Here is a 25,428-nt window from a genome sequence, read left to right as displayed (position 1 = left end):
AATGCTGGAGACCGTCACACCCATGAAGACAGCGGAAGCCAGGGACGTTGCTGAAACGACGCGCAAGGGCGATGCCGAGAAGCGCGGCCGCAAGGCTTCGAAGGAGGTCCGTCAGCTGCAACTGATCGAGGCGACGATCGATTCACTGGCCAAGCGCGGCTACGCCGAGACGACGATGGCCGATGTCGCCGATGGCGCGGGGCTGTCGCGAGGCATTGTGAACTTCCATTTCGAGAGCAAGGAAAAGCTGCTGATCGCGACGCTGCAGCATATGTATGACGAGTACTCAGCGCATTGGCGCGCTGCCCTGCAGAAGGCAGGCGACGACCCGGCACGGCAGCTGCAGCAGCTGGTATGGGCCGATTTCGACCGCTCGATCTGCAACAAGCGCAAGCTCGCCGCCTGGCTCGCCTTCTGGGGGGAGGCCAAGTCGCGGCCGACCTACCAGGCACTGAGCAGCTCGCGCGACAATTACTACCAGCAGGTCTTCATCGACCTATGCACAACGCTCAAGCAAAGCGGCTCCTATGCCTATGATCCCCAGGCGATGGCGCTGGCGCTGTCGGCAATGCTGGAAGGGCTGTGGCTGCGGCTGATGATGGGGACCGAAGACACCACCCGCGAAACGGCGCTGCAGGCGGCGAATGCCTTCCTGGCCGCTGCCTTCCCAAACCACTTTAGTTAGCAACAGCCGGCCAGCAAGACCGGCAAAACCAAAAGAGGATGGAACGACATGAAAAAACTCAGCCGACGCCTGACATTGACATTGGCGCTTGGCGGCGCGCTCGCCGCTTCGGTGACAGCGTTCGCCGTCGCCGCCGACAAGGACCTGATCGTGTTCGATTGGTCCGGCTATGAAGACCCCAGCTTCCATCCGAAATATGTCGAGAAGAACGGCGATTCGCCGACCTTCGCCTTCTTCGGCGACGAGGACGAAGCCTTCGAAAAGGTGCGCTCCGGCTTCAAGGCCGATCTCGGCCACCCCTGTTCCCAGAGCGTGACGAAGTGGCGCGAAGCCGGGCTGCTGCAACCGCTCGACACCTCGAAGATAACAGGCTGGAAAGACCTCAATCCCGGCATCATGGCGATGAAGAATCTCGCCACGACCGATGACGGCAAGGCGTGGTTCATGCCCTGGGACTGGGGCAATACGCAGCTCACCTACAATTCCTCCAAGATCGACGAAAAGGACGTGCAGTCGCTCAAAGCGTTCGCCGATCCGAAGTACAAGGGGCGGGTGTCCATCGGTGACAATGTCGACGACGCCTATGCGCTGGCGGCGCTTGCCATCGGTCTGAAGGACTGGACCAAGATGACGGATGACCAGTTCAAGCAGGCGTCTGACTTCCTGCGCCAGGTGCACAAGAATGTCCGCTCCTACTGGACCGACACCACCGACATCGTCCAGCTGCTCTCCGGCGGTGAGGTCGACCTCGCCTGGGCCTGGAATGATGCGACTGTGCAGTCCGTCAAGGCGGGTGTGCCGATCAAGTCCAAGAAGGACACGGCGGAAGGCATCTCGACCTGGGTCTGCGGCTACGTCCTGTTCAAGGACGCGCCCGGCAATGTCGACAAGGCCTACGACTATCTGAACGCCATCAACGATCCAGAGACCGCCAAGGTGCTGGTCAAGGATTGGGGCTACGGTCAGGCCAATGCGAAGGGCATGGCCGGCGTCGACCAGGCGATCCTGAAGGAAAAGGGCTATGACGACGTGCAGAAATTCGTCGACAAGACGCTGTTCCAGTCGCCGCTGCCGTCCGATCTCAAATTGAAGATGATCGCCGAGTTCGAGAAGATCAAGGCCGGCTATTGAGTCTGCGCCGGCGAGCCCGCCCGCGTCCGCGGACGGGCTCGCCAAAGCGTTCGAATTTGCCTAACCTTGCTCCCGACATCTTTTGCGATGGGGGAGTTTTCGCGCCATGAATTCCATGCTTCGCCGCCTTGCCCTTGCTGCCACCTGCATCATCGGTGCGGGTGCGGTCTATGCCTTCGCGGAAGGCGGCGGCGACCTCGTCGTGTTCGACTGGTCCGGGTATGAAGATCCGCTGCTGCACCCTGCCTACACCGCCAAGAATGGCGCCGAGCCGACCTTCGCCTTCTTCGGCGACGAGGACGAGGCCTTCGAGAAGATGCGGGCCGGGTTCAAGGCCGATATCGCGCATCCCTGTTCGCAAAGCGTGTCGAAATGGCGCGACGCGGGCATGCTGCAACCGCTCGACACCAGTCGCATCGCCGGCTGGAAGGACCTCAATCCCGGCATCATGGGCATGAAGAACCTCACCACCACCGAGGATGGCAAGGCCTGGTTCATGCCGTTCGACTGGGGCAACACGGCGCTGCTTTACCGTACGGACAATGTTACGGCCGACGAGGCGAAATCGCTCAGGATCCTGGCCGATCCGAAATTCAAGGGCCGCGTCACCATCGGCGACAATGTCGATGACGCCTATGCGCTGGCAAGCCTGGTCATCGGCCTCAAGGACTGGACCAAGATGACGGACGCGCAATTCAAGGAGGCGTCCGACTTCCTGCGCCAGGTGCACAAGAATGTCCGGCTCTACTGGACCGATTCCAGCGACATCGACCAGGCCTTTTCCGGCAATGAAGTCGACCTTGCCTGGGGATGGGGCCAGACCTTGATCGCGATGAGCGGGCAGGGGGTTCCCGTGGCCATGAACCGCGATACCAAGGAAGGCATGTCGACCTGGGTGTGCGGCTATGTGCTGATGAAGGATGCGCCCGGCAAGCTCGATCAGGCCTATGATTTCCTGAGTGCGGTCAACGCGCCTGATATTTCGAAGTACATGGTCACGACATTCGGCTACGGCCACGGCAACAGCGCCGGCATGGCTTCCGTCGATCACAAGGTGCTGGCGGAGCGAGGCTTCGACGACATCGACAAGTTCCTCGACAAGACCCTGTTCCAGCAGCCGGTGGCGCCGGAGCTGAAAAAGCGGATGGTCGACGAATTCGAGAAGATCAAGGCCGGCTATTGAACGACAAGACCGATAGAACCGCAGTCGTCATAGTCGGCGCCGGATTTACCGGCCTGTCGGCTGCGCTCGAGATGAAGAAGGCCGGTGTCGATTTCGTGCTGCTCGAGGCGCGCGACCGCGTCGGCGGGCGCGTCGAAGCAAGAAACAACGGACTTGGCGAGCACATCGACAGTGGCGGCCAGTTTCTCTGCGAGGACATGCCGCAGCTGATGGCGCTGGTGGAGGCACGCGGCAAGAGGCTGGTCGAGACCTATGTCGACGGCGATTTCATCACCCATCCGTCCATGTCGGTCATGCAGGCCGAACGGACCTACCATGGCGCGATGGCGATCCGCGAGCGCATGAACAGGATCGAACCTGACGACCCGGCGATTGCCGGTATGAGCGCCGCCACCTGGCTCGAAAGCCAGCATGATCCTGCCGATGCCAAGACGGCTTTCCGTTCGATGATCGAGGGCCTGTGGTGCCTGCCGATGGACAGGGTGCCGCTCTGGTACCTGATCGACAACGACCGCCGCATCACCAACGACGTGCCGGAACTGCAGTATTTCCTGCATGAGACCATGCTGTCTCTGGCCGACGACCTGGCTGGCGATCTCGGCGACCGGGTGCGGCTGAATGAGCCGGTCACACGCATCGAGCATGGGCCGCAAGGTGTCCTCGTCGTCTCGGCCAAGCGCGCCATCGAAGCGCGTGAGGTGCTGATCGGCCTGCCGCCGGCAACGGCGGCCAAGCTCGATTTCGCTCCCGGCCTGCCGGAGCCGCTGGCCAAGGCGCTTGGCGTCTGGGAAAGCGGTGCGGTGATCAAGATCCTGGTGCGCTATCCCAAGCCGTTCTGGCGCGGCCGCGATCTGAGCGGCATGGTGATGTGGCGCGACCTGCCGGGGCTGTTTGCCTGCGACGCCAGCAAGGACGCGGAGCATGCCGCGCTCGTCGTCTTCATCGGCGGCCCGCTGGCGCTGCGCTGGCGGGCGCTGAGTGAGGTGGCACTTCGCGCGGAAGTGACGGCACGATTGCAGGACGCCCTTGGCCCGGATGCCGGAGATGTCATCGATTTCAGTTCGCGCGACTGGATAGGGGACCGTTGGAGTGGCGGCGCCTACAGCGACCTCATTGTCGATGTGACGGCGAAGGATGCCGAGCGCACAATTCTCGCCGGCGCGCCGCGGCTGCATTTCGCCTCGTCGGAAGTGTCGCCGTCATTCCCGGGCTATGTCGAAGGCGCGATCGTCGCCGGGCGTATCGCGGCGCGCAAGATCATCGCCGCTGTTCAGTCTGCCATCGCCACCAGGGCTTCCGGATCATAGGCGAGGCGGATCGGGGTGCCGACCGGAATGTCGTCGGCGCCGAAATCATTGGTCTCGGTGACCGAGAGCGGCTTCTCCAGGCCGGGAATTTCGACGATCAGATGGGTGATCTCGCCGAAATAGTGGCGCTCGACCACCTTGCCGGCGACCTCGAATTTCGCCGTCGCATTGTCCCACAGGACACGCAGCCGTTCGGGCCGGATACCAAGCGTCGCGCCGCCGCCATTGCGCACGAAGGCCTTGGGCTTGTCGGTCCTGACGCGGCCGAAGCCGAGCGTGTCGACGACCAGCGAGGCGCCGCTCTCCTCGACGATCTCGGCCTTGACGAAATTCATGCCGCCGAGGAAGTCGGCGACCTGCCGGTTGACCGGCCGCTGGTAGATCTCCTTGGGCGACGCGACCTGCGCGATCCTGCCGCCGAACATCACGGCGATGCGGTCGGACATGGCGAGCGCCTCGTACTGGTCGTGCGTGACCAGAACGAAGGTGATGCCGACCGCCTGTTGCAAGCGGCGCAGCTCGACCTGCATCTGCTCGCGCAGCTTCTTGTCCAGAGCCGATAGCGGTTCGTCGAGCAGCAGCACCTTGGGCCGCATCACCAGGGCGCGGGCGAGCGCCACGCGGTGTCGCTGGCCGCCCGAGAGTTCGGTTGCCCGGCGCTTGCCGAGACCGGTGAGCGAGACCTGCGCCAGCGCCTCCTCGACGCGACGCTTTTCCTCCGCGCCCTGCAGCTTCAGCCGCTTCAGCCCGTAGGCGACGTTCTGCTCGACATTGAGATGCGGGAAGATCGCATAGCTCTGGAACACCATGTTGGTCGGGCGGCGATTGGCCGGAATGCCCTCCATCGGCTGGCCGCCGACCGCGATCGAGCCACTGGTCGGATTGTCGAAGCCGGCAATCATGCGCAGAAGCGTGGTCTTGCCGCAGCCGGAGGGGCCGAGCAGCGAGAAGAATTCGCCTTCCCTTATGGTCAAGGAGGCATCGTCCAGCGCCTTGAACGCACCGTAGCTGCGGGTGACGTCGCGGATCTCGATCATCGGCTTTTCGGATTGCGGCCGCTCCGCGCGGGGGTGCTCGATCCGCGGCTGGTCAGGCATAGAGGCCTCCCTCGTTCTGGGTGCGTCTGGCCGCGCGGCGGCGCAGGATTTCGGCGACGGTCATCAAAAGGAAAGAAGCGACCAGAAGCAGCGTGCCGAGCGCCAGAACGCCCGGCAGTTTCGATGCGAAACGCAACTGGCCCCAGATGTAGATCGGCAGTGTCGCCTCGGTTCCGGTCAGGAAGAAAGCGATGATGAACTCATCCAGCGAGATGGTGAAGCAGACGAGCAGGCTGGAGATGATCGCCGGCGCCACCATCGGCAGCGTCACGCGCCGGAAGGTGCCGAAGGCGCTTTCGCCGAGATCGGCGGAGGCTTCCTCAAGGCTGCGGTCGAAACCTTCGAAGCCCGACGTCAGCACAGTCATCGAATAAGGAATGCAGACCAGCACGTGGCCGAGCACGACGGTGAACAGCGACAGGCTCAGTCCCAGCTGCAGCATGACCAGCAGCATGGAGATGGCCACGATCACCTCGGGCAGCACCAGCGGCGCCATGATCAGGCCGTTGATGGCGCGGCGGCCAGGGTAACGGTAGCGGGTGATCGAACGGGCGGCGAGGATGCCGAGCACGGTGGAAAGCACGGAGGCCGAGATGCCGACGATCAGGCTGTTCCAGGCGGCGTCGAGGAGCGCCGGCGTGTGCGGCAGGTCCTCGTACCATTGCAGCGTGTAGCCGGTGAGCGGGAATTTCGGCGTCGGCGACGTGTTGATCGAGAAGATCGGCAGGAAGATGACGGGCAGATAGAGGAAGACGATGTAGAGGAACGCGTAGACGGACAGCCAGCCGCCCGGCAGGAAACGGGAACGCGCTCTCATCGCGCCATCCTCTGCAGGGTGCGGATGATCAGCACCGTGGCGCCGGCCATCAGGGAGACGATGAGCATGGTGGTGACGGAAAGGGCGGCACCCAGCGGCCAGTTGGCCGCCTTGCCGAACTGCGCCTGGATGGCGTTGGCGATCATCACGCCATCCTTGCCGCCGACGAGCTTGGGCGTGACATAGTCGCCGACCGTCGGGATCATGACGATCAGCGCCGCTGAAATGATGCCCGGCGCCGACAGCGGCAAGGTCACGCGCAGGAACGACCGCAACGGACCATCGCCAAGATCGGTGGCGGCCTCGACCAGCGTGCGGTCGACTTTTTCCAGCGACACGAAAATCGGCAGGATGGCGAAGGCCGCCCAGGCATGGGTGAGCGTGATGATGACGGCGCTCGAATTGTAGAGCAGCGCCGTCGACGGTTCATCGATGATGCCGAGGCCCATCAGGCCCGAATTGAGCACGCCATTATAACCGAGGATGACCTTCCACGACATCACGCGCAGGAGATAGCTGGTCCAGAACGGGATGGTGATGAGGAACAGCCACAGGCTCTTGTGGCGGCCGCCATGGAAGGAAATGAAGTAGGCGATGGGATAGGCCAGAATGACCGTAAACAGGCTGACCGTCAGTGAAATGTAGAGCGAGCGCCACAACAGATCGCGGTAGATCGGCTCGGTCAGCGCGATGCGGTAGTTCTCCAGCGTGAAGGTGCGATCGATGGTCAGGTAGTGCTGCGTCCAGAAGGAATGGGCGATGACCACCAGGATCGGCAGGACCAGCAGGACAAGCGCATAGAGAAAGGTGGGACTGATCAGGGCAAAGCCCTGTACCGGCTCGGATTGCAGAAGGGCATTTCGTCTGGCCCGCGTCATGCGTAACGGGGCCGACCCTTCCGCCGCCGCCGTCATTGCAAGGCTCCCGGCGTCAGCGCTCCGGGCGTGATCTCGGTTGCTGGCCTCGACGGTTGCGCCATGCGGCTTCCCATTGTGCTGGCGCCGGCTGTTTGTTCCCACTTCATGATCGGGGCGCGGTCGAACGCAAAACCGGTGACCATTTTGCTGATCGCTCCCCTAGCTTGCCGGCTTTCTTTCATCATGCGCGCATCCGTGGATTGAAATCAAGCGCTATTTCTGAGATATTGATTGAACGGACATTCAAAATTAGGTGAAGAAAACGCCTATTTCCGGCGTTTGACGCTCAATTCGGTGTTCAGGAAAAAATCGACGAGAGAAGTGGAGGCGATGATGGCTGCGGTGAGGGATCTGAAGGCGACCGAAATGGCGATGCCCGGCGGCGACGATGCCGTCGAACTGGCCAAGCGGCATCTCATCCAGCCCTGGCCCTATGCCGGTTCCGTCGGCGCCGAGGCGCGCGCGCTGATCGGCGAAGGCGACGGCATCTACATCACCGACAGTACCGGCAAGCGGCTGATCGACGGGCCTGCCGGCATGTGGTGCGTCAATGTCGGCCACCGTCGCGAGGAACTCGCCAGGGTGATGTACGATCAGGCCATGGCGCTGTCCTACAACACGCCCTGGTACACGATGAACACGCCGTCGGCGGAGCTTGCCGAGCGGATCGCGGGTCATGCGCCGGGCGATCTCAGCCATGTCTTCTATACGACCGGCGGTTCCTCGGCCGTCGAAACGGCGCTGCGCTTCATGCAGTTCTACAACAATGTGCGCGGCCGGCCCGAGAAGAAGCTGATGTTGAGCCGTGGCGGCGCCTATCACGGCTCGACCTATCTGTCGGCCTCGCTCAATGGCCGTCCGCGCGACCGCGACTGGATGGACGGCGCCGATGAACTGGTCGTGAAACTGTCTTCGCCCGATCCGTTCCGCCGGCCAAAGGGCATGAGCATCGCCGCCTTCACCGATTTCCTGGTGGATCAGTTCCGCGACACGGTCGCGCGTGTCGGCGCCGACAGGATCGGTGCCTTCGTCGGGGAGCCCATTCAGGCCTCCGGCGGCGTCGTCATACCGCCCGACGGTTATCTCAAGCGCATCCGCGAGATCTGCCGCGACAATGATATCCTCTACATCTCCGACGAGGTGGTGACCGGCTTCGGCCGGCTTGGCCATGTCTTTGCCTCGGGCGATGTGTTCGGCATCGATCCGGACATGATCACCTTCGCCAAGGGTGTCACCTCGGGTTATTTCCCGCTCGGCGGCGTGATCATCTCGGAACGCTTGCTGGAAGAGTTGCGCCGCTCGAATCATCCCGATGCCATGTTCGGCCATGGGCTGACCTACACCAGCCATCCGGTCGGCTGCGCGGTGGCGTTGAAGAATCTCGATCTTCTGGAAGAAGGCGTGCTCGCCCATACCCAGGCGGTCGCGCCTTACTTCCAGGCGCAGCTGAAGACGCTGGAAGAACTGCCGCTGGTCGGCGAGGTGCGCGGCGTCGGGCTGATGGGCTGCGTGGAATGCGTCGCCGACCGCGAAAGCAAGGATCCGCTGCAGCTCGACAAGGATGTCGGCAAACGCATCGATGCGCATTGCCACGAGCTTGGCCTGCTGGTGCGGCCGCTCATCAACATGTGTGTGATGTCGCCACCGCTCATCATCACGCGCGAGCAGATCGACGACATGGTCGGCATCCTGCGCGAAGGCATTTCGCGCACGATGGACGATTTGCGCAAGGAAGGCGTGTGGCGGGGGTAAGTTCTTCCTTCTCCCCGTTCCACGGGGAGAAGGTGCCGGCAAGCGGATGAGGGGCGGCGCCAGCGTTGGCGATTGGCCGCGTTTTGAGAGCGTCATCCGCCTGAGGCGATAACCTGGCGCGGCGCGGGCTTCCAGGAATTCAGTCGCACGATCATCTTCCGAGGTTGCGGGCAAGCCAATCGCGAAGCGTTGGCGCCGCCCCTCATCCGCCCTTCGGGCACCTTCTCCCCGTAAACGGGGAGAAGGAAGAGGCGCTACGAGCGCGACCTCAGCGCGTCGTTCAGATTCCACATGTCTTTTTCCTCCGGCGCGGTCTCCAGGCCGAGCACCGGGATTTGCCGGCGCAGGTGGTCGTGATGGGTGCGCACGCCATATTCGAGGTCCGAGAGGTAGAAACCCTCGAAGGCTTCGGACAGCATGGATTCGTTCGACCAGACCGAGAGCTGCACATCCTCCGACATGGTGTCGCGGTCGATGCGGAAGGAGAGGTAGCGGGCGGCGGCCTGTTCGCGGCTTTCGTCGCGGTAGCGGTAGATGGCGCCGCGCAGCAGCGTCTCGCCGGTCGACAGCGGAAACTCCTGATAGAACTGCACCGATTCCGGCATCACCGAGAGAACCGCGTTCGGAAAGATGCCGTAATAGACCCAGGCCTTCCTGAGATAGTCCGGCAGATGCGCCGGCTCCGGCGCGATCTTGACATAGTTCTTGACGCTCCAGCGGCGGCCGGCATGCGGATTGTAGGTGGCGAAGGAGCGCGACACGCCGTTGACGAAAGGCTCGTCGAAATAGGTGGCGCCGTAGAGATCCTGCAGGGCGGGATGGGCCATGGCGACGTGGTAGCCCTCATTGTCGACATCGCGCACCGACTTCCAGTTGACCGGCGTCTTCTGGGTCCAGATGCCCCAGGACGGCACCATGTCTGCGGCATTGTAATGCGCGAATTCCGGCTCGATCGGCTTCAGCAATTCGGCGACGGAAGGCTGTGGCCCGCCATTGCGGAAGCGGATGAAAATGAAGCCCATCCAGACTTCGAGGTCGAGCGGCATCAGGCCGAATTCGGTCTTGTCGAGGTCGGGGAAGGAGCGGGGGCGGGCAGCACCCCGCAACGTGCCGTCGAGATTGTAAACCCAGCCGTGGAACGGGCATACCAGCGCGTTCTTGCAGTTGCCCTGGCTGTCGGCCACGACACGGCTGCCGCGATGGCGGCACATATTGTTGAAGCCGCGCACCACGCCGTCCTTGCCGCGCACGATCAGGGCGCGCTCGCCGATGACGTCCATGGTCAGATAATCGCCGGCGTTGGGAATGTCACAGACATGCCCGGCGATCTGCCAGTGATTGCGGAAAACATGCTCCTTCTCGAGCTCGAGAAGGGCGGCCGAATGGTAACTCCAGCCCGGTAGTCCCCGCCGGTCCCAATCATTCGGGATTGCCACGTCACGGAGGTGCGGGTTCATAAAACGTCTCGTCTTTTTATTGAATACTCATTCAATATAATCATATTTTGCATTGAAATGCAATGGCTTGTGGGAGGGCGTCGTTTCTGTGACGAAAACGGCAGCGGCAATTCCAGTTGAATTTCGTACCGCCGCGGGCTCTGAAAACGCCGGAAAATCTGGGTGTTAGCCCGGGTTTCCGTGCCGCGCCCGGCGGTGATCTCGGGGCCTGGAAACGGGATCCGCCCGCGAAGTTCCGGCTTGGGCAAAAAGCGCTTTTCGTTCACGGACCACCCGCCGGGGGCGTGCATTCGTCACCACCGGTAATGCCAATCGTAGAATCAGGAAGTTGGTTGCCCGATTTTGCCTGTTTTTGCCCGAATCAATGTTTCAATCCGGTTACATTGTCAGATAATCGTCACCGTAGCGCTGTTACAAAGCGCGGTTAAATTCGTTTTATCGAAAAAAGAAAATCAACGAAGGGGAAGGCAATGCATGCGAAAGTTCAGATCACCCGCGGCGAGCGTCGGCTTCAGGCTCCGGAGCGCGCTGACCGCCGCCCGAAACTGGCGCTCCGCCAGCGCGCCAGCGATCACCCCATGGCAATGTTCATGGCGTTGGCTGCTTGCGCCTTCGCCGGCATGGCGTTCGCGCCGACGGTCGGCCCGGCCTTCGCCTCGCTCAACCCGCCGGCCAACATCGCCGACGGTGCGCTGACCACCACCAGGACCGCGCGGCTGCCCATGCCGGCCATCGATTTCGCCTGCAAGGGGCAGGCCTGGGGCGCCGAGAGCGTGGATTGCCTGCGCGCCATCGCCGAGCAGTCAGGAACCCACAAGGCGCGGGCCATCCGCATGATCGCAAACGCGGCGCCGCTGACCAACACGCCGAACATCTTCTGACTTTCGCCAGGCACGATCCCGGCTGCCGTTGGGAATTGGGCCTTGAACTCCCCGAGCGCTTCCTCCAGCGCTCCCTTCGGCTCCCGCCGCATTGTCGGCCGGGAGCCTTTTTTTACTTCGGCGCGGCCTGGTCGGCGATCGTCGAAAGCACGCTGCGCACGTCCAGCGTGCTGAACGGTTTCTCTAGGATCTGCGGCCGCTGCTGCGCCGGCAAGGCTTCGATCTCGGCCTTGGCGCCGATCAGGTCGCCGGTGACGAGCACGAAACGCCGCGCCAGGTCGGGCCTCTCCGCAAGCAGTTCGCGATAGATCGATATGCCTGAAATGCCGGGCATGCGCAGATCCGAAAAGACGATGTCGGGCGGCATGTGGCCACTCAAGGTGGCGGAACCCGATTCCCACACGGGTGCGACCCGCGACTTGATGCCCATCAATTCGAGAATGTCCGACAGCGAGCCGGCGACGTCGGGCTCGTCATCGATGATCAAGGCATGGCGCAGGCCGCTTGAGCGGGGCTGGACTTCGCCAGGGGCGGCTACGCCCGCCGAAATCGCCGGCAGCTGGACGACGAAACGCGCGCCCTTCGGCAGCACTTCCTCGAACCAGACATTGCCATTGTGCCGCTCGATGATCGATTTCGAGATCGACAGGCCGATGCCGGTGCCGACGCCGACCGGCTTGGTGGTGAAATAGGATTCAAAGATGCGGTTGCGGATCGCCTCGGGAACGCCGGGACCGTTGTCCTCGACCGAAAAGCCGGGATTGCCACGGTCGCTGCGGAACGTCCGCACCTTGATCTGCCGGTCGCCGGGGATGCCGGCCAGCGCGTGCTGGCTGTTGATGAGGAAATTGGCCGCCACCTGCGTCACGTGATCGGCATCGGCCATGGCCAGGAGCGGACCGGGCGCGAAATCGGTGTCGATGACGATGCCGCTCGAGCGCGCGCCATAGGCGGTCACCTCGAGCGCGGCGCGGATCACCTGGTTCAGGTCGGTCTCGGCCTGTGCGGCGGGATGGAGGCGCACCATCGAGAGGAAGCTCTTGACGATGCGGCCGCAGCGCTCGGCGGCGGCACGCACCTTTTCGGCACGAACCTTGGTCTGCGGGTCGGAGGCGAATTCATGCAGCAGCGTCGACTGGGCAACCACGACCGCCAGCGGATTGTTGAGCTCATGCGAGACGCCGGCCAGCAGTGAGCCCATCGCCGCCATCTTCTCGTTCTGATGCAGTTTCTCGCGTTGCCGGTTGATCTCTTCCTCGGCGCGCAGCTTGTCGCGCAGGTCGCGGATGGAGCCGAAGATCAGGCGGCGGTCGGCGACGCGCATCTCGGTCGCGGTCAGTTCGATCGGGAAGACCTCGCCGGCGGCGTTCTGCGTCACCGTCTCCAGGCGCTGGCCGACCATGGGCGCCCCGCGCCCGGACATGTACTCGGCGCCCGAAGTATAGCCCTTGCGGTAGTATTCGGGCACGACCGTGTCGAGCAGGTCCTTGCCGAGAATGTCGCTGCGCAGGAAGCCGAACATCTTTTCGGCCGCCGGGTTGAACTCGATGATGGAGCCGGTTTCGTCGATGACGATGATGGCGTCGAGCGATGCCTGCAGCATGGTGCGGCGGATGACTTCACTGGCATGGGCGTCGGACGGCGAGCGTTCGATGGCGTCGCCGATGGCGAGCGCGATGATGTGCAGCGTCGCCTCTTCCTCGTCGGTCCATTCGCGCTCGTCGACACAGTCATTGACCGCCAGAGTGCCCCAGAGATGGCCATGCGCGAAGACCGACACCGACAGGAACGACTTTATGCTCTGCTTCTCGAAATCGGCCCTCAGGAAGCCCTCGAGGTCGCGTGTGTGGCCGGCGAAGATCTTACCCTGCCGTTCGTCTTCGGCAACGCGCTCGAGCAGCGGATCGGAGTTGACGATCGACTGCATGATGACGGTCGGCGACGCCAGCTCTCCGCCGAAATCGGGATCGATCCAGTAGGCGGCGACAGACTGAGCAAAGCCCTGGCCGGGAAGTTCGCGCAAGCGGAACAGGATGCCGCGCTGGCATTCGATGGCGCGGCACAGCACTTCCAGTATGCCGTCCATCTCGCGCTGCCAGTCGCCGGCCTCGCGCAAGCGTCGCACGACGCGCACCGCGGCCATCGCCGCGCCCTGCCTGAACTCCTGCATATCCGTGTTTGCCGCTTCGCCCGTCATTGTCAGCCGTCATTCCAAAGCCATGCCAGGTCGGTCGGCGGGCGACGGCTGCGAACCCTCTCGGGTGTCGCGCTCAGTTCCCGTCGCCGGCCGGCAGCGAAAATATATAGCCCTCGCCGCGCACCGTGCGCAGGAATTTCGGATTGGCGGGATCCGCCTCGATCTTTTTCCTCAGGCGCATGATGCGGATGTCGACGGCACGCGAGGATTCGGGATCCTCGGTGAAACCGATCGCCTCCGAGATCGCGGCGCGCGTCAGCAGCCGGTTGGCGCGGGTCAGAAAAACCTCCAGCACGTCGAACTCGCTCTTGGCCATATCGATCACCGAGCCGTTGGCGCCGGTGACCAGCCTGCCGTCGAGATCGGCGTGGAAGGTGCCGAAGGCGACGGAGCGGCGCTCGGTCCTGTCCTTCCTGTCCATCAATTCCGTTGGTTGCGGGACGCGGCGCAGCACGCTGCGGACCCTCGCCAGCACTTCGCGCAGCTCGTAAGGTTTGACGATATAGTCGTCGGCGCCCAGTTCCAGTCCCACGATGCGGTCCAGCGCGGTGCCGGCGGCGGTCGCGTAGATGATGCCGATGGGCAATTTCGATCGCAGCCAGCGGCCGAGCGAAAGCCCGTCCTCGCCGGGCATGGCGATGTCGAGGATGGCCAGGTGGAAGGACTGCGTCTCGACCAGGGCACGCGCAGCGGCCGCGGTTTCCGCGGTCGCCACGTCATAGCCGGCGGCGCCGAGATACTCGGCCACCGCGTCCCTCAGGTCGGGCTCGTCCTCGACGATGACAATTCTTGCCCGCACGATGCCCTCGCTGCCACTTTCAGTGGAAAGTAGATTGGGTATAAACATGATGTCCAGCACTCATATCCGGTTGCCAGGGAACGGTTGGAAAACATGGCCGCACGAGCCGTCATCGCGCTTGTCTCCGTCGCCGAAGTCGTGGCGAGCGAACTGGCCGACCATCTGGAGCGCCGTGGCCATGATGTGCGCCAGGCGCGACAGCCCTGGGAGGCGGAATCGCTGCTGGCCGGCTCGGGTATCGATGTCGTCGTCGTGGGTGACAGCCTCAGCCAGGCGGAGGGGCGGGAGCTGCTCAGGCGCTACGGGAGCAAAAGCGGCGGCGAGGAAGGACCGGACTTCATCCTGATCTGCCGGCCGGGCGATCTCGTCGACAAGGTGCTGGCGCTTGAGCTTGGCGCGGCCGATGTCGTCGAAAGTCCGCTCAATGTGCGCGAACTCGCCGCCCGTGTCGGCGGCCTGCTTTCGCGGCGCGGCAGGGGCAACCAGGAACTGATCGTGCTGGAGAACGCGACCGTCGATCTGCGCTCGGCGATCGTCATGCACCGCTCCGGCGCGGAGGAACAGCTTTCGCCCGGCCAGGTGGCGCTGCTCAGGCTGTTCCTGGCAAGCCCACGCAAGGTGCTGACGCGTGACGACATCATCGCCGCCGCGCCGGCCGAGAATGCGGATGCCTTCGACCGGTCGATCGATTCGCGCATCGTGCGGCTGCGCCGCAAGCTCGATACCGAGACCATCACTACGATACGTGGCGCCGGCTACCGCTTCGATCCGCCGCGGCAGTTCGCCGACTGACGGCGGAGCACGCGGAATATCTTGGTGATCGAGCATCGGAGGTTCCACTTGCCGATGCCCCGGACGCTCAGCGCACCACCAGCAAGGACGGACCCGACGGCATGTCCTTGCCAGAAGTGAGTTCGCTCGCGTGGGCGCGGTCCTTGAGAAGCACGGTGGCGAGGGCGGCAAAGCCGAGCAGGCCCTGCGCGTACAGCAATGCGGAAAGCACGGAGGCCGCGAATTTCGTCTTCATCGTTCCAATCTCCGGAAATACCAATTCTTCAAAAAAATGATCTGTCGCGGGTCGCTTCAGGAGCCTCCCGAAGTGCCCGCGCCGCCTACGGAGCCCCCCGCGGCGGCGCGGGCCTTCGGTCCTCTCGGCAGCAAGTTGCCGGAGGGGCCGCGCAATGCCAGCCGAAGGCCAACCCGCCAGAGGGCCTTGAGCCGGGCGATGCGCAGGCTGGATAAAATCCAGACCGTGGCTGAAAACAGGGCGACGTGAAGGGTCGAGATCTCGCTCGATGTCATCGCCGCGAGCCGCGCCACAGGGTCGCCGGCAACAATGCCGACACCGCCGATGGCTGCCGCCGCGATGCTGATCCCGAAAATCCAGGACCAGATGTTCGATTTCGTTCCCATGGCCGTTGCCGTCTGCTTTCGTTGCGTCAACATTGCTTCGGCTCCGTATCCGGATCATGCCGCCAGAACCCGCGCTTTGTTGCAGATTGGTTTCGAAAATAGAGGTAAAGTTTTCATATTAGCGCAATCCGAACTTTCGTTTCGGAGAAAATACCCATGTGTAGTGACAAGCCATGCGCGATGAAGATGGGAGAGCCTGTCTTTGGCGCGCAGCGCGTTAACCAGAGGAAACACACTCGAAACAAAAACGAATATTTAGCGAAATCTCTCCGAAACATGATGCAACGATAAGCCGGTCATCAGATGGAGCCGGCCGGGCCGGCAGAGAGAGGGACATCATGCACATCGCCACTTCCGCAAAGCTCATCAACATCACCGCCGCCGCGCTGACGGGGGCGGCACTTCTGTTCGGTGCCGGTTCGGGCGCCGCCCATGCGGCCAACAGGATCGTGGCACGCGTGTCGCTTTCGGAGCAGATCATGGAGGTATCGGTCGACGGACGGCCGACCTTCGCCTGGAAGGTCTCCACCGGCGACAGGGCGCATGTGACGCCGACCGGTTCGTTCAAGCCGACGCGCATGCATGAGATGTGGTATTCGAAGAAATACGACAACGCGCCGATGCCGCATTCGGTGTTCTTCAGCGGCGGCTACGCGGTGCACGCCACCTATGCCATCAAGCGCCTCGGCCAGCCCGCCTCGCATGGCTGCGTGCGGCTGCACCCCGACAATGCCGCCGATTTCTATCAGCTGGTCGAGACCTTCGGGCCGGCCAACACCAGCATCGTCATCGTCAAGTAGCGGCCGGGGTCAAGTAGCAGGCTGTGGGCGGGCCGGCGGACTGCCGCGCCCGCCCAGGGCTCCCGGCGGAGCATTTCGCGCGGTACCGAGCACAGCCAAAAAAAGAGGCCGGGAAATTCCCGGCCTCTTTTTGTTGTTCGGCTTTTGTCAGTCCTGCAGCGCCGGCATCAGTTTCGGATCCGGCTTCTCGGCGTGCTTGGGCAGGTCCTTGCTGGCGATGAAAGTGTAGAACATCGGCACGACGAACAGCGTGAACATGGTGCCGACCAGGATGCCGGTGAAGATCACCAGGCCCATTGAATAGCGGGCCGCGGCACCGGCGCCGCTGGAGGTGATCAGCGGCACCACGCCAAGCGCCATCGCCGCCGTCGTCATCAGGATCGGCCGCAGACGCACCTTGGCCGAAGCGATGATGGCGTCCCGCCGTCGCATGCCATGGGCCTCGCGTTGCTGGTTGGCGAACTCGACAAGGAGAATGCCGTGCTTGGTGATCAGACCGATCAGCGTGATCAGGCCGACCTGCGTGTAGATGTTGAGCGTACCGAGACCGATATTGAGCGGCACGATCGCGCCGAAGATCGACAACGGCACCGCCATCATGATGATCAGCGGGTCGCGGAAGCTCTCGAACTGCGCCGCCAGCACCAGATAGATGACGACGACGGCGGCGGCAAATGCGATCAGGATGGTGTTGCCCTGCTCCTTCTCCTGCCGGGACTGGCCGGAATAGTCGACGAAGAAGGTATCGGGCAAGGTCTCCCTGGCGAGGTCTTCCAGCACTTTCAAGCCGTCGCCGGTGGTGACTCCGGGCAGCGGGAGCGCTGAAATCGTCGAGGAATTCAACTGGTTGAACTGCTCGATCGCCGCGGGGGCCGCGTTGTTGGAAATCTTCACCACGGCCGACAGCGGCACCATCTCGCCCGTCACGCTGCGCACGAAATATTCGCCGAGCCTTTCTGGGTTGTCGCGGAATTCCTGCGGCACCTGCGGGATGATGTCGTAGCTGTTCGAGTCGCGGTCGAACTGCGCCACTTCGGCGCCGCCCACCAGCAAAGTGAGGGTGCGGCCGATGTCGGCGATCGGCAGGTTGAGGGCTGCGGCACGGTCGCGGTCGATGGTCACCGTCACCTGCGGCGCGTCATAGGCCATGGAGTTCTGCACGACGATGAAGCGGCCCGAAGCCTGCGCCTTGTTCTTGATCTTCTCTGCCTCCTCGAAGACCTCCGCCGGGGTGCCGGTCGAACGCACCACCATGGCGATCGGCAGGCCGCCGCCGGAACCCGGCAGCGTCGGCGGCGCGAAGACGAAAGCCTGTACGCCCGCCACCTTGGCGATACGGGCGGTGATGTCGGCCTGCAATTGCTTGGAATTGCGCTTGCGCTCGGCCCAGTCCTTGAAGGCGAAGCCGACGAAGGCGCTGTTGGTCGCGCCGCCAAAGGCGACGGCCGAGAATTGCGCCCGCGTTTCGGGAATGTCCTTCACAAGGCCCAGGATCTGATTGACGTAGGTCTCGGTGTAGTCGGATGTCGCATAACGCGGCGCCGTGACCAGCGAGAGCAGGAAGCCCTGATCCTCTTCCGGTGCCAGTTCGCTCGACGTCTTGGTGAACATGAAGCCGGTCACGCCGACGAGCGCCAGCACGATGATCAGCGTCAAGGGGCGATAGTTCAGCGAGCCGGTGACGGCTCGCTCGTAGACATGCTCGACCCGCGAGAAGGCGCCGTCGACGATACGCTGGAAACGGCCGGCATTGCCGGGCTTCAGGAGGCGCGCCGACATCATCGGTGTGATGGTGATGGCGATGATGCCCGACAGCACCACGGAGCCGGCCAGCGTCACCGCGAATTCGCGAAACAGCGCACCGGTGAGGCCGCCGGTGAAGGCCAGCGGCGCGAACACGGCCGCCAGCGTCATTGTCATGGCGACAATGGCGGTGGCGATCTCGCGCATGCCGTTGAAGGCGGCCTGCATCGGCGACATATGGTCTTCCTCCATATGGCGGTGGATGTTCTCCACCACCACGATGGCATCGTCGACGACAAGGCCGATCGCCAGCACCATGGCCAGCAGCGACAGCAGGTTGATCGAGTATCCGACCGCGAACAGAAGGAAGCAGACGCCGATCAGCGACAGCGGAATGGTGACGATGGGCATCATCACCGAACGGAAGGAGCCGAGGAACAGAAGAATGACGACGACGACGATGGCGACCGCTTCGGCGATGGTCTTGAACACTTCGTCGATCGAGGCGCTGATCTGGCCGGTGGCGTCATAGACGACCTCGATCGTCATTCCCTTCGGCAGCGTCTCCTGGATCTGCGGGACGAGCTTGGTGAGCGCGGCCGCGGTTGTCAGCGGGTTGGCGGCAGGCGTCGGGAAGATGGCGAGGAAGGTGCCGGGCTTGCCGTTGAAGCTCACCCGGGTGTCGGTGTTTTCGGCGCCGAGTTCGATGCGTGCCACGTCTCGCAGCCGCACGACATTGCCGTCGGTGGAGCGTAGCGGCAGTTCGGCGAAGGCTTCCGGCGTCTGCAGCGTCGAGCGCACGGTGATCGAGGAGACCACGAACTCGTTCTGGGTGTTGCCGGGCGCCGACAGGAAGTTGGAGTTGTTGATCGCCGTCAGCACTTCGGCCGCCGTCACGCCGCGCGCGGCAAGCCGGACCGGATCGATCCAGACGCGCATAGAATATTGCTGGGCGCCGAAAATCTGGACGTCGGCGACGCCCTCGACCGTCGACATGCGGGGCCGGATGACGCGCTGGATGTACTCGGTCAGCTGCTCCTTGGTCATGTTCGGATTCTGCATCGAGATGTACATCATCGCGAACTGCTGGCCGGTACCCTTGACGATGACAGGGTCCTTGGACGCGTCCGGCAAGGTGCCGCGCACGCCCTGCACCTTCGACAGCACTTCCGTCAGCGCGGTGTCCGGATCGGAGCCGAGCTTCATCTGCACCGTCACGGTGCTGGAGGACGGGCTGCTCGACGAGGTGACGTAGTCGATGTTTTCCGTCGAGGCGACGGCGCGCGCGATCGGGGCGGAAATGAAGCCCTGGATCAGGTCGGCGCTGGCGCCCGGATAGGCGGTCGTGATCGTGATCGCGGTTTCGTCGACCTTCGGATACTGCCGGATCGACAGGTTGAAGATGCCCTGGAACCCCAGGAGCAGGATCATGCAGGCAAGCACCGTCGACAGGACGGGCCGGCGAATGAAGAGATCGGAAACGCTCATTGCTGGTCGGCCTGCTTGTTTGCCGATTTGGTCGGGTCGATGGTGTTGTCGACGTTGACGGACATGCCGTTGAAAAGACGGTTCTGGCCGGCGGTGACGACTTCTTCACCCGCCTTCAGCCCTTCGACGATCTCGACCATGCCCTGGTTGCGCCGGCCTGGCTTGACGAAGACCTGCGACAGCACGAGCGCGGGCTTCTCGGCCTCCGCCGGCTTGGCCGCATCGGCCGGTTTGGCATCGGCGGCAGGCTTCGCGGCATCGGCCGCCTTGGGGTCCGCGGGCTTGGCGTCCGCAGGCTTGGCGTCGGCAGGCTTGGCGTCCGCGGGCTTTTCCACCTGTGCGGGCGCCGCTTCGGCGGGCTTCGCCGGCTGCACCACGAAGATGTAGTCGCCGTAGAGGCTGGTGGTCAGCGCCGTCTGCGGCAGCGACAGCACGTTCTGCTCCTCGGGCAGTTCGACACGCACCTGCACGAACTGGCCGGGGGTCAGCTTGCCGTCCGGATTGGCGACTTCGGCGCGGATGTTGACCAGCCGGCTGGACGGGTCGATCTTGGGATCGATGCCGCGAATGGCGCCGGCGAAGGGCATATCGCCGCCACCACCGCCGCCGCCGAGGCCGAGCCGGACCGTCTGGCCGATCTTGAGCAGCGGGAGCTGCTGTTCGGGAACCGAGAAGTCGACTCGCATCGTGTCGAGATCCTGCAGCGTCACCACCGAGGTGCCGGGCGACAGATATTGGCCGAGGTCGATCTTCGGGATGCCGACCGTGCCGGCGAAAGGCGCGGTCAGCTGCTTCTGGTCGAGCACCGCCTGCAGCCTTGTGACCTGGGATGCCGAGGCGGATGCCGCGGCGCGCGCACTGTCCAGCGTCGAATCAGAGCCAACACCACGCTTGGTCAGTTCTATGGCGCGGGTCAGCGATACCTGATCGAGCGCGGCCTGTGCTTTCTGCGCCTCGAGATCGGCGCGCTCGACAGCGTCGTCGAGCTGGAGCAGCACCGCGTTGGACGCGACCTTCTCGTTGGCATGGAAAGGGATTTCCTTGACGATGCCGCTGACTTCAACCGTCAGGTCGACGCCGCGCACGGCGCGCACCGTGCCGATGGCCTCGACGCCCGGCGTCCAGTTCGACGGCTTGGCGATCGTCGTCGACACGGTCGCCGCTGGCGGCTTCATCGTGGCGAAATACTGCTTGATCATGCCGTCGCGGAAGTAGTTGAACCAGACAATGCCGCCGACCACGACCGCGAGGACGAGCAGAACCACCAGGATGATGAAGATACGGAGTATGCGCTTGAACAAGGAAGTCCCCTCAGTCGAAATCCGGCGCGAAGCTCGGACATCGGGACGCATATCGACCGCGGGTCCCGATTTCAAATAGTGGCGGTCTTACTGTACCGTCTGGACGGTCTTGTCAATTGGGCCTAAGCTTGCGAAGGGAGGCGCCATGAGAGCCCAACGACCGAACTCGCGCGAGAAGATCCTCGCCGCGGCCGCTGATGTTGCACGGGAATCCGGACCCGGCAGCCTGTCGCTGGACGCGGTGGCCAGCCGCGCCGGCGTCTCGAAGGGCGGACTGCTCTATAATTTCCCGACCAAGGCCAAATTGATGCAGGCGCTGGTCGAAGGCTATCTGCGCGAATTCGAGCAGGCCCTGGAAGCCGCCAACAGCAACGACAAGGGCGAGAACCCGCTCGCCGTCTATATCAGGTTGTCGGCCAATGACTGCGAGGACAAGCAGCCGTCGGCATCCTGGATATTTTCGGCGATCGCCGAGGACCCCGATTTCATGACGCCGATCAAGACGTTCAAGCGGCAGCTGTTCGAAAGACTGAAGGGCGGCAGGAACGATCTCAGATCGCTGCTGGTCTGCTATCTGGCCATCGAAGGCCTGCGCAGCATGAACCTGTTCGATTCCGACGTGCTGTCGAAGGAAGAGCGCGAGCTGCTGGTATCCTCGCTCCTCGAAATCGCCGGATAGGCCGAAGGCGTCGCGAAGGCTATGCCGGGACGCTCCGTCACTCGGCGGCACGTTCGATGTCACGGCGAAGCACGATGGCGGTCGTCAGGTCCTCGACACCGCCGAGCGTGGCAACGAGATCGCGAACCGTGTTGAGCCTGTCGATCGATTTCACTTCGACCTCGACGATGAGATCGAGCTGACCGCTGACCGACGACACCCGGCGCACTTCCGGATAGCGCGCCAGCTGGTCGAGGATGCCGATCGACGGCGTGCGGATAAGCGTGACCAGCAGGAAGGCGCGGACAAGCCCCGCGTCCATCTGGCCGATATCGGCGCGGTAGCCCCTTATGACGCCGCTCTTTTCCAGCGAGGCCACGCGTTCGCTGGTCGCGCTGCGCGACAGGCCGATGCGCCCGGCAAGCGACTTCAGCGGGATGCGGGCCTCCTTCGACAGGATGGCGAGAATGTCCCTGTCCTTGGCGTCCAGTTCCCTCATGTCCCCATGCTCCTGGCGGTTCCGTTAATGTGCCGGTCAAAGCAGTCATTGTGCCGGCGTAACCGACGCTTTGCCGGATGCCCGATTTTTTGGCCCATGCCAAGCTTCGACAGGACAGATCGGATTTCACATGACTGACGTTTCCCACCCAGCGCCGCATTTCCCGCCCGGCGAAGCCGTCGATCTCGCGGCGCGGCATTTCGGCATCGCCGGAACAGTCGCGCCGCTCGACAGCGAGCGCGACCAGAATTTCAAGCTGATGGCGGCGGATCATTCGGCGTGGATATTCAAGATCGTCAATGCCAGCGAGCCGCGGGTCGAGAGCGATTTTCAGGCAGCCCTGTTCGACCATCTCGAACGCCACAGCCCGGATCTCGCCGTGCCGCGCCTCAGGAAGACAGGGCAGGGAACATCGCTCGCCCATGCCAGGGGCCCCGGCGGCGAAGAGCATGCGTTGCGTCTGGTGTCGTGGCTTCCGGGACGGCCTTTGGCAGAGAGCGAGACGAACCCGGCGCTGCTCGAGAGCCTCGGCGGCGTGCTCGGTCGGCTGGACCGGGCCTTGCAGGGCTTCATCCATCCCGGCGCCTTGCGCTCGTTCGACTGGGATATCCGCCAGGCGGGTGGCGCCCGGCATCGTCTTCATCATATCGATGACAGCCGGGACCGCGCCTTGCTCGAGCGGTTCCTTGATCATTTCGATGCGGAGGTCGCACCCCGGTTGCCAGCATTGCGCGCGCAGGTGATCCATAACGACGCCAATGACTGGAACGTGCTGGTCGACCCCGACCGGCCAGAGCGCGTCGCCGGGCTTATCGACTTCGGCGACGCGTTGCACAGCGTGCTGATCGCCGAAGTCGCCGTCGCCTGCGCCTACGCCATCCTCGACGCCGAGGATCCGATCGGCGCGGCGGCGCGGCTGACATCGGGCTTCCATGCCGAATATCCGTTGCGCGAAGAGGAACTCGACCTGCTCTTCGATCTGATCGCGATGCGCCTCGTCACCTCGGTGACCTTGTCCGCCGCGCGCCGGGACCGGACCGTCGACAATCCTTATCTGTCGATCTCGGAAGCACCGGCCTGGCGGCTTCTGCATCGCCTTGGGCGGATGAACCGGCGCTTCGCCACCGCGATCGTGCGCCATGCCTGCGGCTTCGAAGCGGCTCCCGGAGCCCGCGCCGTGACAGGCTGGATCGCGGCGAACCGTACGCGGCTGGCGCCGATCCTCGACCGCCACCCGGCCACGCTCGCCAAGGCGCTCGTGCCTTATGGCGAACCGCAAAATCCGATGACCGTGGCATCGGCCGCGCAGCAGCCCGACGAGGCGACCGCGTGGTGGGACGCCTATTGCGCCGAGCATGGTGTTGCGCTCGGCATCGGTCCATGGGGTGAGGCGCGCACGGTCTATGCGGGCGAAATGTTCCAGTCGCGTTTCGTGGAAGGCGCGCGACGGGCCAATCATCTTGGCCTCGACCTCTTCATGCCGGCGGGTACGCGGCTTTATACGCCGCTCGCCGCCACGGTCAGAAGCGTCGAGATCGAAGAGGACCCGCTCGGCTATGGCTGCCTGGTGGCACTGGAGCACGCGCCGCCGGACTGTCCGCGTTTCGTCACGCTGTGGGGCCACATGGCGCATGAGGCGGGACAGCGGCTGAAGGTGGGCGACCGCCTGGACGCCGGCGCGCTTGTCGGCGAGATGGGCAGGCCCGCGGAAAATGGCGGCTGGGCGCCGCACCTGCATTTCCAGATTTCGACGGACACCAGCCTCGCCGCGCGCGACATACTGGGTGTCGGCGAAGAGCGCTATCTCGATGTGTGGCAAGAGCTCTTTCCCGATGCCGCCGACCTCGCCGGCATTCCACCGGAAACCTTCCGGCAGAGCGGCCGCGCCCGCTCGGAGATCGTCGCGGCGCGCAAGGCGACGCTGCTGCCCAACCTCTCCATCTCCTATTCCGAGCCGATCAAGTTCGTGCGGGGCGAAGGCGCCTGGCTGATCGACGATCGCGGCCGCGCCTATCTCGACTGTTTCAACAATGTCTGCCATCTCGGTCATGCCCATCCCGACGTGGTCGAAGCGATCGCCAGGCAGGCGGCGAAACTCAACACCAACACGCGCTATCTGCACGACGCCATCGTGACCTACGCGGAGCGGCTGACGGCGACGCTCCCGGCCGGGCTGTCGGTCGCGTCCTTCGCCTGCTCGGGCAGCGAGGCCAACAGCCTGATGCTGCGCATGGCGCGAACCCATACCGGGCGCAGCGAGGCGATCGTGCTCGACTGGGCCTATCACGGCACGACGCAGGAACTGATCGACCTCAGCCCCTACAAATACAAGCGCAAGGGCGGCAAGGGCCGGCCGCCACATGTGTTCGAGGCTGTCATTCCCGACAGCTACCGCGCACCCGCCGACTGGCCCGCCGAGGAGTATGCAAGGCGGTTTGCCGAGAGCGTCGCCGAGCAGATCAGCGAGATGGCAAGGCAAGGCCGCGCGCCGGGCCTCTTCCTGGCGGAATCGATTCCGAGCGTCGCCGGCCAGGTGTTCCTGCCGGACGGCTATCTCGAGGAAGTCTACGCCATGGTGCGTGCCGCCGGCGGCATCTGCGCCGCAGATGAAGTCCAGGTCGGCTTCGGCCGGGTGGGCAGCCATTGGTGGGCGTTCGAGACCCAGGACGTGACGCCCGACATCGTCACCATGGGCAAGCCGATCGGCAACGGTCATCCGATGGCGGCGGTGGTCACGACCCGGGAGATCGCCGCCTCGTTCAACAACGGGATGGAATATTTCAATACGTTCGGCGGCAATCCGGTGTCGTGCGCGGCCGGGCTCGCGGTGCTCGACGTCATCGAGCGCGACGGCTTGAGGCGCAATGCGCTGGAGATCGGCAACTATCTCCTGACCCGGTTCAAGGAACTGCAAGCGCGCTACGCCATAATCGGCGACGTGCGCGGCCAGGGCTTGTTCCTTGGTATCGAGCTGGTCGAGGACCGCGAGAGCAAGACGCCGGCGACGGCGCTCGCCCGCCGCGTCAACGACGGCGTGCGGGCGCGTGGCGTGCTGATCGGAACCGAGGGCCCGCATGACAATGTGCTGAAGATGCGTCCGCCGATGATCTTCAGCCGCGCCAACGCCGATCACCTTGTCGGCGTTCTCGACGAGACGCTGGCGGCGGTCCTGGCGGAAAGGGCAGAGGGCTGACGCCGCGCGCCGAGGCGGCGCGCGGCAATCTCGTAAGTAGCGATTTTCAGGAACGTCCGGCGCTTGCGCGCCGGCGGGAGGAGAGGCTTTGCCTCAGCAAGGGAGGAAAC

Annotated in this window: 22 protein-coding genes; 10 read left to right on the top strand and 12 right to left on the bottom strand. The window is 63.8% G+C overall.

Going from position 1 to position 25,428, the window contains the following annotated elements; translation table 11 throughout:
• Window position 1: 1 nt before the first annotated feature.
• From betI to FFS37_RS09815, 4 genes are all read left to right on the top strand, one after another.
• On the top strand, window positions 2-685 hold the full coding sequence (gene betI, locus FFS37_RS09830; protein ID WP_137930749.1) for a transcriptional regulator BetI: 684 nt from the start codon (window positions 2-4) through the stop codon (window positions 683-685).
• Between the two features lie 48 nt (window positions 686-733).
• A complete protein-coding gene (locus FFS37_RS09825; protein ID WP_137930748.1) occupies window positions 734-1,816 on the top strand; it encodes an ABC transporter substrate-binding protein in 1,083 nt (360 codons plus the stop codon).
• Between the two features lie 106 nt (window positions 1,817-1,922).
• A complete protein-coding gene (locus FFS37_RS09820; protein ID WP_137930747.1) occupies window positions 1,923-2,999 on the top strand; it encodes an extracellular solute-binding protein in 1,077 nt (358 codons plus the stop codon).
• Complete coding sequence (locus FFS37_RS09815; RefSeq protein ID WP_232375611.1) at window positions 2,996-4,306, top strand: flavin monoamine oxidase family protein; 1,311 nt, start codon at window positions 2,996-2,998, stop codon at window positions 4,304-4,306. Before FFS37_RS09820 ends, FFS37_RS09815 begins: the two co-directional genes overlap by 4 nt.
• Here FFS37_RS09815 and FFS37_RS09810 read toward each other — a convergent pair.
• The 4 genes from FFS37_RS09810 to FFS37_RS09795 are packed head-to-tail and all read right to left on the bottom strand — an operon-like array spanning window position 4,270 to window position 7,322.
• A complete protein-coding gene (locus tag FFS37_RS09810) occupies window positions 4,270-5,343 on the bottom strand; it encodes an ABC transporter ATP-binding protein (RefSeq protein WP_137930905.1) in 1,074 nt (357 codons plus the stop codon). The genes FFS37_RS09815 and FFS37_RS09810 overlap by 37 nt on opposite strands.
• Window positions 5,344-5,395: 52 nt before the next feature.
• Window positions 5,396-6,220, bottom strand: a complete 825-nt coding sequence (locus FFS37_RS09805; protein ID WP_137930745.1) for an ABC transporter permease — start codon at window positions 6,218-6,220, stop codon at window positions 5,396-5,398.
• Complete coding sequence (locus FFS37_RS09800) at window positions 6,217-7,134, bottom strand: ABC transporter permease (protein ID WP_137930744.1); 918 nt, start codon at window positions 7,132-7,134, stop codon at window positions 6,217-6,219. Before FFS37_RS09800 ends, FFS37_RS09805 begins: the two co-directional genes overlap by 4 nt.
• Window positions 7,131-7,322 carry a hypothetical protein gene (locus FFS37_RS09795; RefSeq protein ID WP_137930743.1) on the bottom strand — a complete coding sequence of 64 codons (192 nt, stop codon included), beginning with the start codon at window positions 7,320-7,322 and terminating at the stop codon, window positions 7,131-7,133. Before FFS37_RS09795 ends, FFS37_RS09800 begins: the two co-directional genes overlap by 4 nt.
• Before the next feature lie 148 nt (window positions 7,323-7,470).
• Between FFS37_RS09795 and FFS37_RS09790 the strand changes: the two genes are divergently transcribed.
• Complete coding sequence (locus tag FFS37_RS09790) at window positions 7,471-8,889, top strand: aminotransferase (protein WP_137930742.1); 1,419 nt, start codon at window positions 7,471-7,473, stop codon at window positions 8,887-8,889.
• Between the two features lie 254 nt (window positions 8,890-9,143).
• Here the strand turns inward: FFS37_RS09790 and FFS37_RS09785 are convergent, their stop codons facing one another.
• Window positions 9,144-10,346 carry an aromatic ring-hydroxylating oxygenase subunit alpha gene (locus tag FFS37_RS09785; protein WP_137930741.1) on the bottom strand — a complete coding sequence of 401 codons (1,203 nt, stop codon included), beginning with the start codon at window positions 10,344-10,346 and terminating at the stop codon, window positions 9,144-9,146.
• Between the two features lie 470 nt (window positions 10,347-10,816).
• Between FFS37_RS09785 and FFS37_RS09780 the strand changes: the two genes are divergently transcribed.
• On the top strand, window positions 10,817-11,227 hold the full coding sequence (locus tag FFS37_RS09780; protein ID WP_137930740.1) for a hypothetical protein: 411 nt from the start codon (window positions 10,817-10,819) through the stop codon (window positions 11,225-11,227).
• 112 nt (window positions 11,228-11,339) lie between these two features.
• Here the strand turns inward: FFS37_RS09780 and FFS37_RS09775 are convergent, their stop codons facing one another.
• Both FFS37_RS09775 and FFS37_RS09770 read right to left on the bottom strand, forming a co-directional pair.
• Window positions 11,340-13,424 carry a PAS domain S-box protein gene (locus FFS37_RS09775; protein ID WP_171026230.1) on the bottom strand — a complete coding sequence of 695 codons (2,085 nt, stop codon included), beginning with the start codon at window positions 13,422-13,424 and terminating at the stop codon, window positions 11,340-11,342.
• A gap of 73 nt (window positions 13,425-13,497) precedes the next feature.
• The gene (locus tag FFS37_RS09770) at window positions 13,498-14,271 is read right to left on the bottom strand and encodes a response regulator (protein WP_171026229.1); all 774 of its coding nucleotides are present in this window, start codon (window positions 14,269-14,271) and stop codon (window positions 13,498-13,500) included.
• Window positions 14,272-14,316: 45 nt separating this feature from the next.
• Here FFS37_RS09770 and FFS37_RS09765 point away from each other — a divergent pair, with 45 nt between their 5' ends.
• On the top strand, window positions 14,317-15,015 hold the full coding sequence (locus FFS37_RS09765; RefSeq protein WP_137930739.1) for a response regulator transcription factor: 699 nt from the start codon (window positions 14,317-14,319) through the stop codon (window positions 15,013-15,015).
• 67 nt (window positions 15,016-15,082) lie between these two features.
• Here the strand turns inward: FFS37_RS09765 and FFS37_RS09760 are convergent, their stop codons facing one another.
• Together FFS37_RS09760 and FFS37_RS09755 are read right to left on the bottom strand one after the other, a co-directional pair.
• Window positions 15,083-15,250 (bottom strand): hypothetical protein, encoded by a 168-nt coding sequence (locus FFS37_RS09760; RefSeq protein ID WP_137930738.1) that lies wholly within the window; start codon window positions 15,248-15,250, stop codon window positions 15,083-15,085.
• A gap of 56 nt (window positions 15,251-15,306) precedes the next feature.
• Entirely contained in the window at window positions 15,307-15,669 is a 363-nt protein-coding gene (locus FFS37_RS09755) for a hypothetical protein (protein WP_232375610.1), read from the bottom strand.
• 305 nt (window positions 15,670-15,974) lie between these two features.
• Between FFS37_RS09755 and FFS37_RS09750 the strand changes: the two genes are divergently transcribed.
• Window positions 15,975-16,436, top strand: coding sequence for a L,D-transpeptidase (locus FFS37_RS09750; protein WP_137930737.1), 462 nt, complete (start codon window positions 15,975-15,977; stop codon window positions 16,434-16,436).
• 147 nt (window positions 16,437-16,583) lie between these two features.
• Here the strand turns inward: FFS37_RS09750 and FFS37_RS09745 are convergent, their stop codons facing one another.
• Entirely contained in the window at window positions 16,584-19,667 is a 3,084-nt protein-coding gene (locus tag FFS37_RS09745) for an efflux RND transporter permease subunit (RefSeq protein WP_137930736.1), read from the bottom strand.
• Window positions 19,664-20,968, bottom strand: coding sequence for an efflux RND transporter periplasmic adaptor subunit (locus FFS37_RS09740; protein WP_137930735.1), 1,305 nt, complete (start codon window positions 20,966-20,968; stop codon window positions 19,664-19,666). The genes FFS37_RS09745 and FFS37_RS09740 overlap by 4 nt, the downstream gene beginning before the upstream one ends.
• Window positions 20,969-21,113: 145 nt before the next feature.
• On the opposite strand from FFS37_RS09740, the gene FFS37_RS09735 reads away from it, so the two are divergent.
• On the top strand, window positions 21,114-21,647 hold the full coding sequence (locus tag FFS37_RS09735; protein WP_137930734.1) for a TetR/AcrR family transcriptional regulator: 534 nt from the start codon (window positions 21,114-21,116) through the stop codon (window positions 21,645-21,647).
• A 37-nt stretch (window positions 21,648-21,684) separates the two neighbouring features.
• Here FFS37_RS09735 and FFS37_RS09730 read toward each other — a convergent pair whose 3' ends face one another.
• Window positions 21,685-22,125: an Lrp/AsnC family transcriptional regulator gene (locus FFS37_RS09730; protein ID WP_137930733.1), complete on the bottom strand. Its 441-nt coding sequence runs from the start codon at window positions 22,123-22,125 to the stop codon at window positions 21,685-21,687.
• Window positions 22,126-22,255: 130 nt separating this feature from the next.
• On the opposite strand from FFS37_RS09730, the gene FFS37_RS09725 reads away from it, so the two are divergent.
• Window positions 22,256-25,318 (top strand): aminotransferase class III-fold pyridoxal phosphate-dependent enzyme, encoded by a 3,063-nt coding sequence (locus tag FFS37_RS09725; protein ID WP_137930732.1) that lies wholly within the window; start codon window positions 22,256-22,258, stop codon window positions 25,316-25,318.
• Window positions 25,319-25,428 lie beyond the last annotated feature (110 nt).

It is taken from the genome of Mesorhizobium comanense (assembly GCF_005503535.1).
Classification (GTDB): domain Bacteria; phylum Pseudomonadota; class Alphaproteobacteria; order Rhizobiales; family Rhizobiaceae; genus Mesorhizobium; species Mesorhizobium comanense.
The sequence above is the reverse complement of the archived record's forward strand: the minus strand, read 5'-3'. Positions and strand labels throughout refer to the sequence as shown.

What these genes read in the sequence shown, in the direction of transcription:
- betI (WP_137930749.1), top strand. Translation starts at nt 2, where the DNA reads ATGCTGGAGACCGTCACACCCATGAAGACAGCGGAAGCCAGGGACGTT.
- FFS37_RS09825 (WP_137930748.1), top strand. Translation starts at nt 734, where the DNA reads ATGAAAAAACTCAGCCGACGCCTGACATTGACATTGGCGCTTGGCGGC.
- FFS37_RS09820 (WP_137930747.1), top strand. Translation starts at nt 1,923, where the DNA reads ATGAATTCCATGCTTCGCCGCCTTGCCCTTGCTGCCACCTGCATCATC.
- FFS37_RS09810 (WP_137930905.1), bottom strand. Translation starts at nt 5,343, where the DNA reads ATGATCGAGATCCGCGACGTCACCCGCAGCTACGGTGCGTTCAAGGCG.
- FFS37_RS09805 (WP_137930745.1), bottom strand. Translation starts at nt 6,220, where the DNA reads ATGAGAGCGCGTTCCCGTTTCCTGCCGGGCGGCTGGCTGTCCGTCTAC.
- FFS37_RS09800 (WP_137930744.1), bottom strand. Translation starts at nt 7,134, where the DNA reads ATGACGGCGGCGGCGGAAGGGTCGGCCCCGTTACGCATGACGCGGGCC.
- FFS37_RS09795 (WP_137930743.1), bottom strand. Translation starts at nt 7,322, where the DNA reads ATGATGAAAGAAAGCCGGCAAGCTAGGGGAGCGATCAGCAAAATGGTC.
- FFS37_RS09790 (WP_137930742.1), top strand. Translation starts at nt 7,471, where the DNA reads ATGGCTGCGGTGAGGGATCTGAAGGCGACCGAAATGGCGATGCCCGGC.
- FFS37_RS09785 (WP_137930741.1), bottom strand. Translation starts at nt 10,346, where the DNA reads ATGAACCCGCACCTCCGTGACGTGGCAATCCCGAATGATTGGGACCGG.
- FFS37_RS09780 (WP_137930740.1), top strand. Translation starts at nt 10,817, where the DNA reads ATGCATGCGAAAGTTCAGATCACCCGCGGCGAGCGTCGGCTTCAGGCT.
- FFS37_RS09775 (WP_171026230.1), bottom strand. Translation starts at nt 13,424, where the DNA reads ATGACGGGCGAAGCGGCAAACACGGATATGCAGGAGTTCAGGCAGGGC.
- FFS37_RS09770 (WP_171026229.1), bottom strand. Translation starts at nt 14,271, where the DNA reads ATGTTTATACCCAATCTACTTTCCACTGAAAGTGGCAGCGAGGGCATC.
- FFS37_RS09765 (WP_137930739.1), top strand. Translation starts at nt 14,317, where the DNA reads ATGGCCGCACGAGCCGTCATCGCGCTTGTCTCCGTCGCCGAAGTCGTG.
- FFS37_RS09760 (WP_137930738.1), bottom strand. Translation starts at nt 15,250, where the DNA reads ATGAAGACGAAATTCGCGGCCTCCGTGCTTTCCGCATTGCTGTACGCG.
- FFS37_RS09755 (WP_232375610.1), bottom strand. Translation starts at nt 15,669, where the DNA reads ATGTTGACGCAACGAAAGCAGACGGCAACGGCCATGGGAACGAAATCG.
- FFS37_RS09750 (WP_137930737.1), top strand. Translation starts at nt 15,975, where the DNA reads ATGCACATCGCCACTTCCGCAAAGCTCATCAACATCACCGCCGCCGCG.
- FFS37_RS09745 (WP_137930736.1), bottom strand. Translation starts at nt 19,667, where the DNA reads ATGAGCGTTTCCGATCTCTTCATTCGCCGGCCCGTCCTGTCGACGGTG.
- FFS37_RS09735 (WP_137930734.1), top strand. Translation starts at nt 21,114, where the DNA reads ATGAGAGCCCAACGACCGAACTCGCGCGAGAAGATCCTCGCCGCGGCC.
- FFS37_RS09730 (WP_137930733.1), bottom strand. Translation starts at nt 22,125, where the DNA reads ATGAGGGAACTGGACGCCAAGGACAGGGACATTCTCGCCATCCTGTCG.
- FFS37_RS09725 (WP_137930732.1), top strand. Translation starts at nt 22,256, where the DNA reads ATGACTGACGTTTCCCACCCAGCGCCGCATTTCCCGCCCGGCGAAGCC.